Origin of the sequence: Paenibacillus sp. FSL H7-689 (genome assembly GCF_000517905.1) — a bacterium.
Taxonomy (GTDB): domain Bacteria; phylum Bacillota; class Bacilli; order Paenibacillales; family Paenibacillaceae; genus Paenibacillus; species Paenibacillus amylolyticus.
Genome location: NZ_ASPU01000016.1, coordinates 206,785 through 223,813, shown reverse-complemented (window position 1 = coordinate 223,813; position 17,029 = coordinate 206,785). Strand labels below are relative to the sequence as shown.

Annotated in this window: 15 protein-coding genes; 10 read left to right on the top strand and 5 right to left on the bottom strand. The window is 46.4% G+C overall.

The genetic code is table 11. The features are described 5' to 3' along the window. Positions 1-351: 351 nt before the first annotated feature. Positions 352-1,275: an S-layer homology domain-containing protein gene (locus tag C170_RS16035; protein ID WP_047841909.1), complete on the top strand. Its 924-nt coding sequence runs from the start codon at positions 352-354 to the stop codon at positions 1,273-1,275. Positions 1,276-1,733: 458 nt separating this feature from the next. Here C170_RS16035 and C170_RS16030 read toward each other — a convergent pair whose 3' ends face one another. After that, positions 1,734-3,248 (bottom strand): glycoside hydrolase family 43 protein, encoded by a 1,515-nt coding sequence (locus C170_RS16030; RefSeq protein ID WP_036611503.1) that lies wholly within the window; start codon positions 3,246-3,248, stop codon positions 1,734-1,736. A 170-nt stretch (positions 3,249-3,418) separates the two neighbouring features. On the opposite strand from C170_RS16030, the gene C170_RS16025 reads away from it, so the two are divergent. After that, the gene (locus tag C170_RS16025; protein ID WP_036611501.1) at positions 3,419-4,285 is read left to right on the top strand and encodes a helix-turn-helix domain-containing protein; all 867 of its coding nucleotides are present in this window, start codon (positions 3,419-3,421) and stop codon (positions 4,283-4,285) included. A gap of 80 nt (positions 4,286-4,365) precedes the next feature. Here the strand turns inward: C170_RS16025 and C170_RS16020 are convergent, their stop codons facing one another. From C170_RS16020 to C170_RS16005, 4 genes are all read right to left on the bottom strand, one after another. Next, positions 4,366-4,935 carry a YdeI/OmpD-associated family protein gene (locus tag C170_RS16020; protein ID WP_036611498.1) on the bottom strand — a complete coding sequence of 190 codons (570 nt, stop codon included), beginning with the start codon at positions 4,933-4,935 and terminating at the stop codon, positions 4,366-4,368. Between the two features lie 11 nt (positions 4,936-4,946). After that, positions 4,947-5,456, bottom strand: coding sequence for a DinB family protein (locus tag C170_RS16015; RefSeq protein ID WP_036611495.1), 510 nt, complete (start codon positions 5,454-5,456; stop codon positions 4,947-4,949). 83 nt (positions 5,457-5,539) lie between these two features. Beyond that, positions 5,540-6,457, bottom strand: a complete 918-nt coding sequence (locus tag C170_RS16010) for a helix-turn-helix transcriptional regulator (protein ID WP_036611491.1) — start codon at positions 6,455-6,457, stop codon at positions 5,540-5,542. Positions 6,458-6,728: 271 nt separating this feature from the next. Next, entirely contained in the window at positions 6,729-7,646 is a 918-nt protein-coding gene (locus C170_RS16005; protein ID WP_036611489.1) for an ArsR/SmtB family transcription factor, read from the bottom strand. Positions 7,647-8,043: 397 nt separating this feature from the next. On the opposite strand from C170_RS16005, the gene C170_RS16000 reads away from it, so the two are divergent. From C170_RS16000 to C170_RS15965, 8 genes are all read left to right on the top strand, one after another. Continuing rightward, positions 8,044-8,955, top strand: a complete 912-nt coding sequence (locus tag C170_RS16000; protein WP_051154000.1) for a glycoside hydrolase family 43 protein — start codon at positions 8,044-8,046, stop codon at positions 8,953-8,955. Between the two features lie 132 nt (positions 8,956-9,087). After that, positions 9,088-10,428, top strand: coding sequence for an ABC transporter substrate-binding protein (locus C170_RS15995; RefSeq protein ID WP_036611486.1), 1,341 nt, complete (start codon positions 9,088-9,090; stop codon positions 10,426-10,428). Positions 10,429-10,585: 157 nt separating this feature from the next. Continuing rightward, positions 10,586-11,476, top strand: coding sequence for a carbohydrate ABC transporter permease (locus C170_RS15990; RefSeq protein ID WP_036611613.1), 891 nt, complete (start codon positions 10,586-10,588; stop codon positions 11,474-11,476). Between the two features lie 26 nt (positions 11,477-11,502). Then, complete coding sequence (locus C170_RS15985; RefSeq protein ID WP_036611483.1) at positions 11,503-12,345, top strand: carbohydrate ABC transporter permease; 843 nt, start codon at positions 11,503-11,505, stop codon at positions 12,343-12,345. Positions 12,346-12,401: 56 nt separating this feature from the next. Next, positions 12,402-13,817 carry an arabinan endo-1,5-alpha-L-arabinosidase gene (locus C170_RS15980; protein WP_036611611.1) on the top strand — a complete coding sequence of 472 codons (1,416 nt, stop codon included), beginning with the start codon at positions 12,402-12,404 and terminating at the stop codon, positions 13,815-13,817. A gap of 616 nt (positions 13,818-14,433) precedes the next feature. Continuing rightward, on the top strand, positions 14,434-15,414 hold the full coding sequence (locus C170_RS15975; protein WP_036611481.1) for a glycoside hydrolase family 43 protein: 981 nt from the start codon (positions 14,434-14,436) through the stop codon (positions 15,412-15,414). A 195-nt stretch (positions 15,415-15,609) separates the two neighbouring features. Beyond that, a complete protein-coding gene (locus C170_RS15970; protein ID WP_081745957.1) occupies positions 15,610-16,455 on the top strand; it encodes an EcsC family protein in 846 nt (281 codons plus the stop codon). Between the two features lie 58 nt (positions 16,456-16,513). Beyond that, positions 16,514-17,002: a prolyl-tRNA synthetase associated domain-containing protein gene (locus C170_RS15965; RefSeq protein ID WP_036611476.1), complete on the top strand. Its 489-nt coding sequence runs from the start codon at positions 16,514-16,516 to the stop codon at positions 17,000-17,002. Positions 17,003-17,029: the final 27 nt, after the last annotated feature.

The following is a 17,029-nucleotide window of genomic DNA, read 5'->3' as shown; positions in this document are numbered from 1 at the left end:
CTCCTTTTGTTATAGGTGAAGTCAGTTCAGGCAGGTGGAGTCAAGAAAAGGGCCGACACCTGTTATTAGCGCGTCGTGCCCTCTTACTGTATGCGATCCAGTTCGTTGTTTATCCGTCATCCGATAGATTTCTCTATTCTTATTTTTGCGCTAATCCGATGGGATGTCAACGAAGCCAGTTAGCAAAAAGCAGGTGATCGGATTATCGACGTCGGGAAGGAGCTCTATGCAGTGTTCTCGTGTTGTATTCACCAGATGTCGAAATTACTGAAACATTTTCTAAGGATGCCCCGTCTGTAGGAATGAAGAGGTAAAAAATAGGCTTTACTAATCATATGGAGGTGCCAGGAAATGAAACATAAAAAAGGTTTGGCTGCAACACTTGCGCTCTGCGTTTCTTTGACAGCAGGAGGTGCATCGGTATTTGCTTTCACAGATGTGAAGGATGAAGGTCAGAAGTCGGTTGTGGATTCATTGAAATCAAAAGGTATTGTTAACGGAGTAACGGCGGATCTGTTCCGTCCAGATCTTGCATTGTCCGAGCCACAGGGTGTTCAACTGATTGTGAATGCATTTGGTCTGAAAAATGAATTTGCGGAAGCATCCGCTCAGAATAAAATCAGTCCGGATACGTGGTATGCCGATGCGGTGCAGGCCGCTACTCAGAATGGACTGTCCATTCCGGTTGAAGTGAACCCGCAGGGCAAGATGACACGTGAACTGTTTGTCATTTTGCTGAATGAAGGGATTAACACAACCGGGAATTATCCGGTCATCATGAAGTATAATCTTGTTAAGGACGAAAATAAAATCGGTAAGGACGCCATATCTGCAGTCCAGAACCTGCTGAACATGAACATCATTGAACTGGATAAGGACGGGAATTTCCGTCCAGATCAGTCGCTTACCCGTATGGAGGCTGCAAGCATGATCTTCAATGCACTCGAATTTGTGGATAAACACGGCAATGGCGGCTCAGCAGAGCCAACTCCAACCAATCCAGGTGAAGGCCAACAAGCGATTGTACCTGAAGTAACAACGACCAAGGTTGATGACAAAACAACCAAAGTTAAACTCAGTGCTGAAATGCCGCACCCTGGTTATGGATTGAAGATTGATGATGTGAAATTGGAGAAGGATGGACGCGCCATCGTGCTCTATTCCATTATTCAACCTGATCCAGACATGATGTATCCCATGGTTATCACCAATGTGACTGCAGAAACGGATATCCCAACAGGGTATACAGCAGAAGCTCAACCTTCTGGTAAGTAAATTATTCTTTGAGATATCAAACTTGCGCTAAGCACAACGTCAATGAACAGAATATAGCTTAACTTAAAAACCCACTCTTCATGCGTACATGGAGGGTGGGTTTTCGTTGATGGAGAGGACGACACCAATCACTAACATCCAGCATTCAACTAATGCAAGGTGAGATACGCTAACGAACTCAGCGCACCTTATTTGGACGTTTATAGTGGTTATGCAATTCTAACGAACTTGAGACGCGTTATTCCCGCAAATAAGACTGGAAACAACAGAGAAAGCATATAAAAGGCAGGAATAATGCTTCTACGATTCGTTAAAAATCCCAATCAGTGAAATAGCGTCGAATAACGTGTGCTGGGTTCGTTAGACTTTCCAGATTCACGACGCTTCTGCGAAAGGTAAATTAGTGAGAGGTTACATAGTACGAACCTGATCGAAAGGTATTGGATCTTGCGGTTTGATTATTCGTCCAGAGGTTCATAGTCAAACCAATCGTAACTTGCAGGCGTACACTCCCCCGATGGAGCATAAGCGTACATGGCGATCATCACACCTGTGAAACCACTTGCTACTTCGGTAGATAACAGATGTGTTTCCCCTGAACCCACTTCGATGGCATCGGATGAACCTTGCTGGTAGAGGAACGTGAAGTGATTACGGTCAGCCTTGATTTGTAATACAACCGGCCCCGTGTCACAGTCAAGCACCTGTTCGGTTCGCAGAGAGCCGACGGTTCGCCGCAATACGATTTTCTTCTGCCCATAGACCTGTGTTACAGCCAAATCGTAATGATATTTATCATTCATAAATAAGGTTAATCCGGCTTCCTCACCGCTCGCAAATGGCTCATAACACAGCTCGGTGGCCATATTGCATAAGAAATGGCTCAATCGACGCCCAACAAAGGCTGGATTTTGTCCATCATCGAGTGAAACCGGCTGACCCCGCAGGATGAGTTGCCCGGGATTTTCTGTGAGTGTCCAACTATTCGGAGCCGGGTTCCGTAAGAAGATCCAGTTCATGTCCAAAGTTGGTTCGTCAAAATGATCCCGTATAGCCCGAGGTGACCAAGGATGCTCAGGCAATGAAGGTCCGGTCATCTCTGGTTCAATATGTCCGTCCACACCGATTATCGGCCAACCGTCATCCGTCCAAGTGACAGGTGCAAGGAAGGTCTCGCGTCCCAGATGGTGTCGCATGGGGTAACCTGCTGGACGAAGGCCCAGACATACGGCCCACCAGCTTCCATCCTGGATCTGGACAAGGTCTGCATGACCGGTTGCGTGAATGCTGGATTTCATGCTCCGATTGGACAGAATCGGATTATGAGGACACGGATCAAATGGTCCGTATGGCTCTGTGCTCCGAGCGATGGTCTCCATATGGCCATACTCGGTTCCACCTTCGGCGATCATCAGATAATAGAGGCCGTTTATTTTATACATGTGGGGAGCTTCGGGGGCTGCTCCTCCGGTTCCAGTCCAGATCAATCGACTATCGGTTAGTCTGGCTCCGGTCGTGATGTCTATCTCAGATTGATAGATGCCCTCACCTTCAACGCCGTTACAGGCCGTTTGAAAATACACAGGTCCATCTTTATCAAAGAGAAAAGAGGGATCAATGCCACCCTGATCAACAAAAATCGGTGCAGACCATGGTCCCTCAGGTTGGATGCTACGTACATAAAAATTTCCGCCGCCGCTGACATTGGTTGTTGTCATATAGAACCAGCCACCATGGTACCGGAGTGTTGGGGCAAAAATACCGCCAGAACTGCCTGCGTTCGCTAAAGGGAGTTGCTCAGTTGTTGTGAGGACATGGCCGATCTGTCGCCAGTTCACAAGGTCTTTGCTGTGGAAGATGGGCACACCAGGGAAATATTCAAAGGTACTGGTTACCAGATAATAGTCTTCATCTACACGGCAGATACTTGGATCTGGGTAAAACCCCGGAATGACCGGATTGGTATATTTCATCATTTATGCTCCTATTCATTTCGAGAGTTTAGTATGAATCTGGACACATTGAAAATCCCTGCTACAAGGCGAATTATAACGCTTATAAGTATATGGAACCTTGATTTTTCGGTCCTGGAATAGCATGATATAGACATTCAACCCAACATGGTTTGCGGAGGGGGATGCTTTTGAGTAATGCATATTTGAGATGGTTTACCTCGGACCATCAACAATTTCCGTTTTTTATTCAGTACGGTGGACATGTTGAGGACATGGAGCTTCATAATCATATGGATTTTACGGAACTTGTGATTGTTCTGAATGGTCATGCAACCCATGTGGTGAACACCGAGGAATTTTTTATTAAAAAAGGGAACGCATTTGTGATTAATGGCGACACCCATCATGCGTATAAAGACCCTCATGATTTTAGGATCTGTAACATTATGTTCAGTCCCGAGATGCTTGCTTCGGCGGGGCCCGATCTGAGAAAATCTAACGGCTTCCAAGCGCTGTTTGTTTTGGAACCGTTTTATCGTAATATTCACTCCTTTCCGAGTAAATTGGCGTTATCCATTTCCAGTCTGGAGTATGTAGAATCACTGATATCGTTCATGATTGAGGAGTATCAGAGTAAACAGCAAGGGTATCAGACGATGTTGATCTCACGTCTTACGGAGATGGTTGTTTATTTGTCGAGGCAATATGATACGCAGGAGAAAGGGATCGAAGGTAATAATCTGATGCATCTGGCAAATGCCATTTCATTTATTGAAGATCATTATCTGGAGCCACTGTCGCTAGAGGATATTGCGGGGAAGTCGAATATCTCCATAAGGCATCTGAATCGGATTTTTCGATCCTATTATCAGATGACCCCGATCTCTTATCTGCAAAAGTTGCGTCTGGAGAAGGCATGTCATTTGTTGAAAAACGGGAATCTGTCCATCACGGAAATTTCGTATGAATGTGGATTTAACGACAGTAATTATTTCACCCGCCAGTTTAAGAAAGCCTTTGGCAAGTCTCCCAAAACATACAGGCAGACTCATTAATACATGACCGAATATAAAACACCAAAACAGGGCCTCCTCATAGGGAGGTCCTGTCTGCTGTCTCAGGGAAAAGGGGGAGTTCAATAGTTCAAGAGCCGTCCGTTGTCATGCCACTGACCGTACATTTTATTTTCCTTTGTGTGGGTTATGAACTTATCCAATCTGCTCTGGAATAATGCTGGCTGATTCTTAACACTTTGGATCGTATCGATCCGAACGTTTTGATACAGGGTAGGGAAGGCCATGAAATTTGCATAAACCTGATGGTCTTCTTTCAGCCTTTGTTCGATCACACCATCAATTATGAAAGCAGTCGGCTCCATAACAGGAAGAACCTGTCTACCCTCGTCATGCATGAAGCCCAACTTTTCAAGACGACGGACACGTTCCTTGTTCAATTCAGTCCATGAGCTACGTTTACTCCTAGGAGATAATCGCTGTGCTAATTGAGTCTCGGATATTTTCTTTTTGACTCCATCGATCCAGCCAAAGCACAGCGACTCCTCAACCACGTCCAAATACAGCAGGGTATTCGGCACGGGTTTTATGCTTATTATTACCCAGCAAGATTTCTCAACTTTTCCATGTGTCTGCAACCAATTTCTCAATTCATCCCTCGACGTCATGGGGATACAATTTACATTTTCCATCCGATTGTCAACTATACTTGAGCCGGTTCCTGATACCAAAAGAGTGAATAGTCATTCATGATGGAGGCATACCCCAATTGACGCAGCATGGTAGAAACATTGCCTCGATGATAGGTTCCGTGGTTAACCACATGGATGACGATATCCGATAAGCTGGTTTCACGAACTCCTGCAAATGGATTATTGAGTAGAATGGTTTGCTCCAGATCAGCTTGGTCTCGTAACCACTCACTGTATTGTGCCGACAGGTCGGTAAAACATTGGAAGTACTCATCCACAGAACCGTGAATTTCACTATTGAGTGGTATGCATGCTTGCAGTGCCTCGGGCATCCCGGTGCCAGTTAACACCAGATACCACATCTTATCCACTGTATAGATATGGCTGAGTGCGTGAGCAATAGTTGGATATGAACTGTTCACTTCCTGACTCAGTACAGAAGAGGGCAGTTCCTTGATTCTGCCCAGGATGGTTTGGTTGGCCCATGCGTGGTAGTTATACATTTGTTCCGGATGATTCATTGATGATCGTCTCCTTTAATTTGGCGATGGATTAGATGAACTTACTGAGATGATTATAAAAAAAGAAGTATGACAACAGCGTGTCATACTTCTTCATAGAGCTTAAGTGCGTTACGAAGTTGTTCTTTCAGAATGTCTCTTAATTCAATCGGTTCAAGTACCTCGGCGCCACTGCCTAAACTAAGTAGAAACGACCATAACCACTTGGCTTGTAACGGTTGATGAACCGAGATACGCATTGTCATACTTCCATCCTCGTGAAATTGCTTATCTGCCTGTTGAAAATGATCCATGGCTTCCGCGAGCGCTTCCGGGTTCACCCGAAATACCACATCACTTACCTGATCTTGCCATGACGGATCTGACCCAACCGTCTCTTGGGGAAGCTCAAGGTGGGGTTGGAAGTGTTCCGATGTCAGTTGCACGTTCATCATCCGGGACAGTCGGAACTCGCGATAATCCTGCCGTGTCTGGCAAAATCCATATACATACCAATTACGATATTTAAAATGGAGTCTTACCGGTTCCAGATGGCGGGGTGTATGTTCATTCTTTGTATTGATGTAGTCAAAACGGACAACCTGATGATCCGTAATACCTTTACGCAGATGAGGAAGGGCATCAGGTTCTGTTCGGCGAGTCTCCAGATCCACCGATAGTCTTGAGGTTTGATGCTCCGGTCCAATCGTTTGCAGACGTTCAATCGTGCCTTGTGCACGTGCATCTTCGAATACTGTGGATAGACTGCTCAGAACCGTGATCAGGGAATCCACATCATAAGAACCGAGCAAGCTTTTATCCATCTTGTATCCGTCCATCATGCCGTAGCCGCCTTTGAGTCCCTGATGGGAGACGACCGGGAAGCCGGCGGCACAGATTACATCAATATCCCGATAGATCGTTCTTGGGGACACCTGAAACTCTTCCGCCAAGGTGGAAGCAGACAATACTTCGTGGTTCAGCAGTTTGTATATGATTGAGATTAATCGCTCCAATTTCAAAAGGTATCCCCGCCCGTTATTCCATTTTGTCATTACAGGCCATTATTATATCACGCCGGGTAAACAACATGGAGGATTACAGAGGGGCTATAGGAGTCATATCATCCAGTATGTTTTGTTCCAACATGATTGGACAAGTTCTTAGGCGAGAGGAAACAAAAAAAAGAGTGCTGGATAGCACCCTTTCGAAGACACATGATTGTTGTTGTGTTGAACAGTTACGTTAGCAGATCGATCGAACTTCATATCGAGTGAATAGACAGAGCCAGCTCTACTCTTCTTGCACGTTATAGAGAACCCGAGCGAGCAGATTCTGTCCATAGTTTCCGAAGTTTTTACCAAAGATCGTTAAGCCCCGTTTGTTCAAAGGTGCGTCCGTAACCGCAATGCGGAAGTGAATATCGCTTTTGTAATCCAGCCCAATCTGGTCCAACGTCACATCCGAGATGCGGCATCCGTCGATATAGCTGCCTTCCTGTGTAATCCGGATCAGCTTCAGCATGCCGTACTGGTTCAAGTGGGGAGGCCACCATTCCGGATTAAAGGTACCGCGTGTATTGCCAAAATCCCCCGGACTTGTCCAGCAGCCAATCTCAATCCCATTGACATAGAAGTAAATATCCGAAGGGTAATTGTCACAAAAGCCAGGGGCCTCCGATCCCAGTTCCATCGACAACTGAATTTCGCTAAAGGACTGATTAGGTTTGAGATAGTTTGGAATCCGATACTCGAGATAACCCTCGGCCAGCCAGATCATCTCCGCATCAATTCGCAGTGGATCAGCAAAGTACCGCGGATCATCGAACTCTCCAACAATGCTGTCCCGGGTAGCGAGACCACATGTAGGTGCAGCCTGATAATCGCTGTAATGACCGACCTGAATTTCCACCTCATAACGATTGTTAATCTCTTGTGAACGCAGATCAACCATCAATTTTTCCTCATTGAGATAACATATCTTCTGAATTCCATGTTTGCCAACGGCGGTGTTGATCTCGATCAATCCGCTCTCTTCAAGCTTCTTGATATGCATTGTGATAGCGCCATTGCTCAGTCCAAGCTTGGTTGCAAGATCATTGAGATTAAGACTTTGGTTCTTGGCCAGCAGCTCGATGATCTGAATCCGGATTTCCGAACTGAGCGCTTTGAAGATATTCACACCCGACATCAGATCTTTAATATAAATCATAGGTGGATTTCCTTTCCCCGTTCTGAACAAAGTCTTCGACACAGACATTTGCACATTTATATGTTTTATTTCAGATAATTATAAATCATTCCCTCATGGAAGGGAAGGGTGGAGAAATAGAAGCCAAAACCCTTGTATATAGCGCAAATACGAAAATATAACCTATATTTTGTCCACTATTCCGGTTAAAATAAGTGTTAATCAGTTCACATATATTTGAAATATACCATTGAAATGTCATGTAACCGCTTTTATAATCCTATTATACCTAAATTGATTCAATACTTCATGAACCTAATTAACCATTTGAACAGGAAAGGTGGAGTTTGGTTTGGAAAAGTTAAGCAATGTGAAGAGGTTTAAGTGGAAACGGTTGGCGTTACCGGCATTACTTGTGATGGTATTACTGCTGGCAGGTCAGTCAAAAGCTTTGGCGGCATTCTGGAATCTGACCGGAGATACGGCTGTTCATGATCCGTCGATTATCAAAGAGGGCAGTTCCTGGTACACCTTTTCAACCGGCCCGGGCATTCAAGTATTGAAATCCGATAATGGTTCGTCCTGGTATCGTGTTCCACAAATCTTCTTAAGTAAGCCATCCTGGTGGGCTTCTGCCGTTCCGGGACAAAGCGGATTGGATGTATGGGCACCGGATGTAGAGCAGTATAACGGAAAAGTATGGCTCTATTATTCGATCTCCACCTTTGGCTCCAATCGGTCTGCGATTGGTCTTGCTTCTGCGAACAGCATTGGGGCAGGGCAATGGAAGGATGAAGGATTGGTGCTTCAAACCACGACCGCCAATAATTATAATGCCATTGATCCAAATCTGGTCATTGATGCTTCAGGCAATCCGTGGCTGGCCTTTGGTTCTTTCTGGAGTGGCCTGAAGATTGTCAAGCTGGACAAAAACACGATGAAACCGACGGGAAGTATAACTTCCATTGCTGCGCGCCCGAATAACGGAGGTGCTATTGAAGGACCAAGTATTGTATATCGTGGAGGCTACTATTACCTGTTTGCTTCCATTGATTCTTGCTGCCAAGGTGTGAACAGTACCTACAAAATGGTCTATGGACGTTCGACCAGTATAACAGGCCCTTATGTGGACAAAAACGGAGTTAATATGCTGAATGGTGGCGGAACGATATTGGATACAGGCAATGTAAAATGGAAAGGTCCAGGTGGTCAGGACGTGTACAACGGCAATGTCATCGCAAGACATGCCTATGATGCAGAGGATAATGGCAATCCGAAATTGCTGATTAATGACTTGCTTTGGGACTCGAGTGGCTGGCCGAAATACTGATTTATTTTATATAAATATAAAATGTTTTATAAAAGTGTTGACTAAAGTGATCTGGATTTGATAAATTTAACAACAGAAATCTTATTTCATCCAATTGAATACGGTTACAAGTCCAGATCAGGAGGGGTTCAGATGGTAAAGAAAAAGAATTGGGTCACATTTATGCTTCTTATGCTGGTAAGTGCGCTGGTACTCGCAGGTTGCGGAGGAAGCAGCGGTGCAAGTGGGGACAAGGAGTTAACGTTTATGTTCCGCGGCGGTACTGATGAGCAGAAAGCATACCAAGCGGTGGTCAAGAAATTCGAAGAAGATCATCCGGGTGTGAAAGTCAAAATTATCGTAACGGCTGCGGATCAATATGCAACCAAGCTAAGAGCGGCAATTACAGGCAACAGCTTGCCTGACGTATTTTATATCAATCCGGGTGACGTGAAAGCGTATGTGAACAGCAATGTGCTGATGAACCTCACTTCGTATATTGAAAACAATCCGGATGTTGATCTCGATAATATCTGGAAATACGGCGTGGACCTGTATCGTTATGACGGCCAAATGGCAGGTCAAGGTGATATCTACGGTATGCCGAAGGATCTGGGGCCATTTGCACTGGGCTACAACAAAACGTTGTTTGAAAAAGAGGGCATCCCACTCCCTGACAAGGATAAACCATACACATGGGAAGAGTTCATCAAGGTGAACCAGCAAGCGACCAAGGATACCAATGGAGATGGTAAACCGGATGTATACGGTACTGGATTCAACGTACAGTGGGCACTGCAATCCTTTGTATGGAGCAACGGTGGGGATTGGTTGGATGAGACCAAAACAAAAGTAACGATTGATGATCCGAAATTCGCTGAAGCACTGCAATTCTTCGCGGATATGCAGAACGTATACAAAATTACACCTTCCATTGAGGAAGCGCAAACATTGGATACGTATCAACGCTGGATGAAAGGTGAAATGGCTTTCTTCCCTGTAGGCCCATGGGATATGAGTACATTTGAGAAATTACCTTTCGATTATGATTTGCTGCCTTTCCCTGCGGGGTCGACTGGCAAATCGGCAACGTGGATTGGATCTCTGGGAATCGGAGTATCCGCGAAAACGAAACATCCAGAAGAAGCAGCAGCATTGGTGAACTACCTTACGGCTTCGAAGGAAGGCATGCAGCAACTGGTAGATGCCAAGGTACAAATTCCGAACTTGCTTGATATGGCAGACGAGTGGGCCAAAGATACATCCACGAAACCAGCCAACAAACAGGAATTCATTGATATTGTTGAAGATTACGGCCGGGCTCTGCCAGGTAACTACACGTACAATGCGGAATGGTATGACCTGTTCTTCACGGACATCCAGCCGGTATTGGATGGCAAGATTACAGCCGCAGACTATGTGAAGCAGCAACAACCGAAAATGCAAAAACTGCTCGACAAAGCGGTTGAACAAGAAAAGAAATCTCAGAAATAGTAGATAGGAAAGGGTGATGCCGGCAGCCTGCAATCATGCTGCTGGCATCATTCGTATTGGAACTTATTGGATTCCATACGGGCATGTGGCATTCGTTGATCGACAAGGTTCAATCGAAGAATGCCACATGCTGATACTAGAAACAGGGGTGAACGCCGTGATTACGAAATCGAGTTTGTATCGCAAAGAGATGCTGTACGGATATCTGTTTATTTTACCTCCGATTCTTGGATTGCTGATCTTTGTCATGTTCCCGTTCCTCTACTCCCTTTATGGTTCCTTTACGGATTGGGACGGACTGGGACAGATGAACTTTATCGGTTTGGCCAACTTCAAGGATTTGCTCACGGATGACCTCTTCTACAAAGCGATGTTTAATACATTCTTCCTGATGCTTGGTATTCCGATTGGATTGTTGCTCGCATTGTTGCTGGCAATGGGTCTGAATCGTAAAATTCCCGGCACAACGACATTCCGTGTGATCTATTACATTCCAGTTATTTCTTCCCTCGCTGCGGTGTCCATCATGTGGAACTGGGCGTATAACGGAGATTACGGTCTGGTGAACCAGTTCCTTGATCTGTTTGGGATTAAAGGGCCTAACTGGCTCGCGAACAAAGACACGGTCAAACCGGCTCTGATTATTATGACGGTGTGGAAGGGTCTGGGATACACAATGTTATTGTACTTGGCGGCACTGCAAAGTGTATCACGTACATACTACGAAGCGGCTGAGCTGGATGGAGCGAACGGGTTCCAAATCTTCCGCAATATCACCTGGCCTATGGTGAAGCCGGTTACCTTTTTCCTCATTGTTACAAATATCATTGGCGGTTCCCAAATCTTCACCGAGATGAACATTATGACACCTACGGGTGGTCCTGAATATTCTTCGGCATCGATCGTTTTCTACATCTGGCAGAAAGCCTTCAGTAACTTGCAGATGGGTTATGCCTCAGCGATGGCCATGATTCTTGGTATTTTCATTTTTGTCATTACCCTGGTGCAATTCAAAATGAACGAAAAATCAGCCTATGATGGGGATTGATTGTCAAGGAAAGGAGTGAACCGGAGATGTCTTACAGTCAAAAGAGGAAATTAACAAACTCGATCATCTTTATCGTACTCGCGATTGGGGCGATTGCGATGATTGCACCACTGATCTGGATGTTGTCCACGTCATTGAAGGAGAAGCAGGATGTGTTCGCGCTTCCGCCTGTATGGATACCTGAAGTGTTCCAATTTGGTAAGTATAAAGAAATCTGGGAAGCCGGTCCCCTACTCAGCGGGATCAAAAACAGCCTCATCGTTGCGGTGAGTGTAACGGTGGTGGGTACGTTTACGTCCAGTATCGCTGCCTTTGCTTTTGCCAAGTTAAGATTCCCGCACAAAAACAAACTGTTTCTCGCGTTGCTGGCATCCATGATGATTCCTTATCCAACAGTCATGATCCCGCAATTCATCATGTTTGCAAAGCTGGGCTGGGTGGATACGCTGTTGCCACTGATCGTTCCTGGCCTGTTCGGTAACGTAATCATGATCTTCTTCCTGCGCCAATACCTGCTTAGTGTACCTGATGCGATTATTGAGGCGGCCAAGATTGATGGTAGTTCCTACTTTCGGTTGTACTCCAGTATTACGTTCCCGCTTATCAAACCAGCGATTGCTGCACAGCTGATTCTCTGGTTCATGGGCATCTGGAACGACTATCTGGCACCGATTATTTATCTGAATTCACCGGAGAAGCAGACGTTACAGCTCGTTATAGCGAACTTTAATGCTACGTATGCGATTCAAACCGATTACCCGCTTATTATGGCGGCGTCGATTGTGGCTCTGTTACCTGTATTAATCATCTTCCTGATCTTCCAGAAACAGATTATTGAGTCGGTTGCGATTTCGGGAGTGAAGGGATGAACCAGCGGAAGAAATTCCGACGGTGGTCGAATTCAGGAAAAGGAGTGGTTGCTTCCATGTTGTTATTGTTGGTTGTTGGAGCTACTGGTTGTTCTGGAGCAGGAGAAACGGTGTCCCGTCCCGTCTTTCCTGAAGCTCCTCAAGATACTCAGTTGTATGACACTTCCATTTTGGACGATGAATCACGCTGGACGGTGAACAATGCGCATGATCCGGCCATTATCAAAACAGACCAGGGATACTACGTCTATTCCACAGACGTTCGTGTAGCAGGAGAAGCGAAACCCGGCGTCATGGTACGTAAATCAGATGATCTGATCCACTGGAAGTGGGTAGGTCAGGCTCTGCCGGGCATTCCGCAAGAAGCGCTGGATTGGACAGGTGCAGTCAATCTGTGGGCACCGGATGTGATTCAGGCTGGTGATACCTATCGGATGTATTATTCGGCTTCTTCTTTTGGCAGTACCCAGTCGGCTATTGGTCTTCAGACATCCTCATCTCCCGAAGGTCCATGGACTGATGAAGGACTGGTTGTGAAAACTTCTGCGAATGAACAGGACAAATTAAATGCCATTGATGCTAATCCCATCGTAGATGCTGAGGGCAATTCGTGGATGGTATATGGTTCATTCTTTGACGGCATCTATATTGCGCCACTTGATCCGGACACGGGGAAATTCAAGGAAGAGGGTTATGGTACCCGTATTGCCGCTCGTGATCGTGCTACCGAAGAGGGCGCAGTGGAAGGTCCATACATTGTGTATAACCCGGAATTCAAAAAGTATTATCTGTTCGTCTCGTATGATTCCTTGTTCGAAGATTATAACGTGCGGGTTGCGCGTGCTGATTCAATCACAGGACCGTACACGGACATAAACGGCAATAACATGCTGGATACAGAGTACCTGCCGCAATATGAGATCGGCACCAAAATTCTCGGCGGTTATCGCTTCACGGAAGGTGAGGGCTGGGTTGCGCCTGGACATAACTCCGTTCTGAAGGACGGAGACGATTATTACATCGTGCATCATGCACGGGGCGAGACGGATAAAAACTGGCCATATCTGCATGTACGCAAAATGTTATGGACCAAGGACGGCTGGCCTGTCGTTTCACCTGAACGTTATGCAGGTGAGACTGCACAGGACATTCCGAAGTCCATGATTGCGGGGGAGTGGGAAGGTATGGCGCTTGATCCGTCCGTGGACGGGCAGATTCAAGCCGTGCCTTATACCCTAACAAGCAACGGTAAAATTAAAAGCGAAAAAGGTTCAGGAACCTGGACCTTTGATGACAAACGAACACTGACGTTGAAGTGGAAAGAAAGCCCATGGGGCGGAGCCTCCATAGAAGAGCTGAAGCTGCTCCCGTCCTGGGACTGGGAGCGAAGCCAGCCCACGCTTGTGGTGACAGGCCTCGATGACCACGGTGTGGCGGTCTGGGGCAAGCAGATCAGCGCAGCGGAGGAGTAAGGGGCGAGCAGCGAGCGCTGTAAGAGCGGGCAGGTGCGCAAGCAGTGAGGGGGAGGGAGGAGCCGCAGGAGCGAGTTTGGCATCCGATTTCAACCGCAAGAGCGGTGGGCAAAAGAAATCGGAGGACAAGAGAGCACCAAGGCCCTACCACCCCCGAACGTCCGCTGTGCATGACAAAGTTGGCATGTTAAGGTGCGCTAACGCCAAGGTGTTGCAGCTTTTAGACACTCAAGATTCATCTGTGCTGGACTATGTCTGAGGCCAATCGTTTACTGAATATGGGGAGAGTTGACCCTGCGAAGTGGTCAACCCCATAAGACCGAGCCACCAAAAAGGCTCGAAGTGAGGTTGTAACCCAGCGAGCGCGGTAAGAGCGAGCTACCGCTCTGAGGGTGCACAAGCAGTGAGGGGGAGGAAGGAGCCGCAGGAGCGAGTTTGGCATCCGATTTCAACCGCCAAGAGCGGTGGAAAGAGAAATCGGATGCCAAGAGAGCACCAAGGCCCTGCCACCCCCGAACGTCCGCTGTGCACCACCCCAAAAGGGTTTTCGCTTTTTCGCAATTGGGTTACATCCCCAAACTTCGAGCCAAACAACATTTGAAAGGGGAGCATTCCCATGACTGATTCCATTACATTTACTAATCCCATTCTGGAGCAGCGCGCTGATCCGTGGGTGTACCGTCATACAGACGGTTACTATTATTTCTCCGCTTCCGTGCCAGCTTTTGACCGGATTGAGATCCGGCGAGCAGAGACTTTGGAAGAGTTAAGAGATGCTGAACCGGTAACGGCTTGGACGAAGCGTGACACAGGGCCCATGAGTGCCAACATCTGGGCACCGGAGATTCATTTTATTGATGGCAAATGGTACATACATTATGCTGCGGCTCACACCAGTGAGACCAACGAAGGTCTGTTCGATCACCGTATGTATGTCCTGGAGAACGATTCCGCGAATCCACTCGAAGGAGAGTGGGTAGAAAAGGGACAGATACACACACGGTGGGAATCATTCGCGCTGGATGCAACAACCTTTGAACATAAGGGGATTCGCTATCTGGTCTGGGCGCAGAAAGATCCTGATATTGTGGGGAACTCGAACCTGTACATTGCCGAAATGGAAAACCCATGGACGCTGCGCGGCGAACAGGTCATGATCTCTACGCCTGAGTACGATTGGGAAATCATCGGCTTTAAGGTGAATGAAGGCCCAGCCGTGATGCATCGGAATGGGCGCTTGTTTATCGGCTACTCGGCAAGCGCGACTGATTACAATTATTGTATGGGTCTACTCACCGCAGATGAAAATGCCGACTTGCTTGATCCGGCCAGCTGGGTGAAATCACCCGAGCCGGTATTCCAGACTTGTGAAGCGAACGGCCAATACGGTCCTGGCCATAACAGCTTTACGGTGTCGCCGGATGGCAAGACCGATATTCTGATTTATCATGCGCGTAATTACAAAGACATTGAGGGTGATCCCTTGTATGATCCGAACCGTCACGCCCGTGCTCAGGTGATTCGTTGGCGTGAAGATGGCACACCTGACTTCGGTGTTCCGGTTCCAGATGGAAAAGCAGTAGCAGAAGCAAAATAAGAGGTCGTGTAACCTTTCATACGAGAGCCCTTAGTTAGCGAGTGATGCTGATTAGGGGCTCTTCTGTATGTAAACGATAAGATAGAGTGGTCTGAACATATGTGTCCTGGACACAAAACAAAGCAACCACAACGATGATTTCTGCGTATGAGAAAGATACAGATTACGATGCAGAACCTATTAGGAGGATCACATATGGATTCACGCGAGACGTTGGACAAGGAACTTGAACAGATTTTAAAATGGGAGAAACAACAGAAAGACTTGTTTATTTGGGATAAAATCGGGCGTTTGCCCTTTGCGATGTTGGATAAAGTGATGCCTAAAGCTCTGAAACAGAAGATCGGAGATTCCCTGAACGACGTGGGTCAGTATGTGCAGAATGGGGGCAAGTTCCTCGTACAAAAGAAAAAAGTAGCCAAGCTGCTGCAAGAGGAAGCTGAGAGGTCCGGTTATTCCATGATGGACACGACCTATCGTCTGGAGCAGGATGCTGAAGCGGAGGGGACAGCGAAGATTCATAGTGTAGAGAATCTGCCACTTCAGGTGCTGGACCAGGTGGCTGATAACATCACCGAGAGTCGAACCAAGTTTGCCGCGGCTCAGGGAGCAGCTACAGGTTTTGGAGGCATTGTAACCATTGCGGCAGATATTCCGATGGTGATGGGGCTTTCCTTGAAGGTACTGCAAGAGATGGCTCTATGTTACGGTTATGATCCAGATGAGCCGCTGGAGCGCATCTTTATTGTCAAATGTCTGCAATTCTCTTCCGCTGATATTGTAGGCAAGAAAGCGATCATTGAAGAACTGGCCGTTTACGACGATCCGGACAAGCCAATTGAAGTGGTATCGCAGATGCAGGGGTGGCGGGAAGTGTTTAACTCCTACAGTGAATCTTTTGGCTGGAAGAAGCTGTTCCAACTCGTGCCGATTGCAGGCATGGTGTTTGGTTCGGTGAGCAACAAAAATACAATTCGAGATGTAGCTGAAGCAGGCAAAATGCTGTACAAAAAACGGCTGATCCTTCAGCGTTTGAAGTAATATTACAGAAGAAGTTATATTATAGAAGAATATTTATATTGAAAGAGTTGAATTTGATATGTTAAACAGACAGGGTTTCTATGATCTTTTAGATCGAAATAATATCGTTTACGAAAGTATTGAACATCCCGCAGTATACACGATGGAGGAAATATTCTCTTATCAGATTCCGCATACAGAACATATCGTTAAAAATCTGTTTCTGCGTGATGATAAGAAGCGCAACTATTATCTGGTGACGATTGCTGGGACGAAGTCCGTTGATTTGAGAAGTTTAAGCGAAAAGATACCTAGCCGCAAATTAAGTTTTGCCAGTGAAAAGGATTTGTTGGAATTCCTCGGATTGGAAAAAGGGCACGTCAACCCTATGGGGGTTCTCAATAATATTCAGAAAAACGTGACCGTAGTTTTTGACAAGGATTTAGTTGGTCAGAAAATTGGAATTCATCCCATGGAAAATACGGCGACGGTATTCCTTGAATTTGAAGATGTGAAGGAACTAATTACAGCTCAAGGTAGCAACGTTGTCATGTGTGACGTGGAATAAACGGTTGAAGCTAAATCGAGAACAACA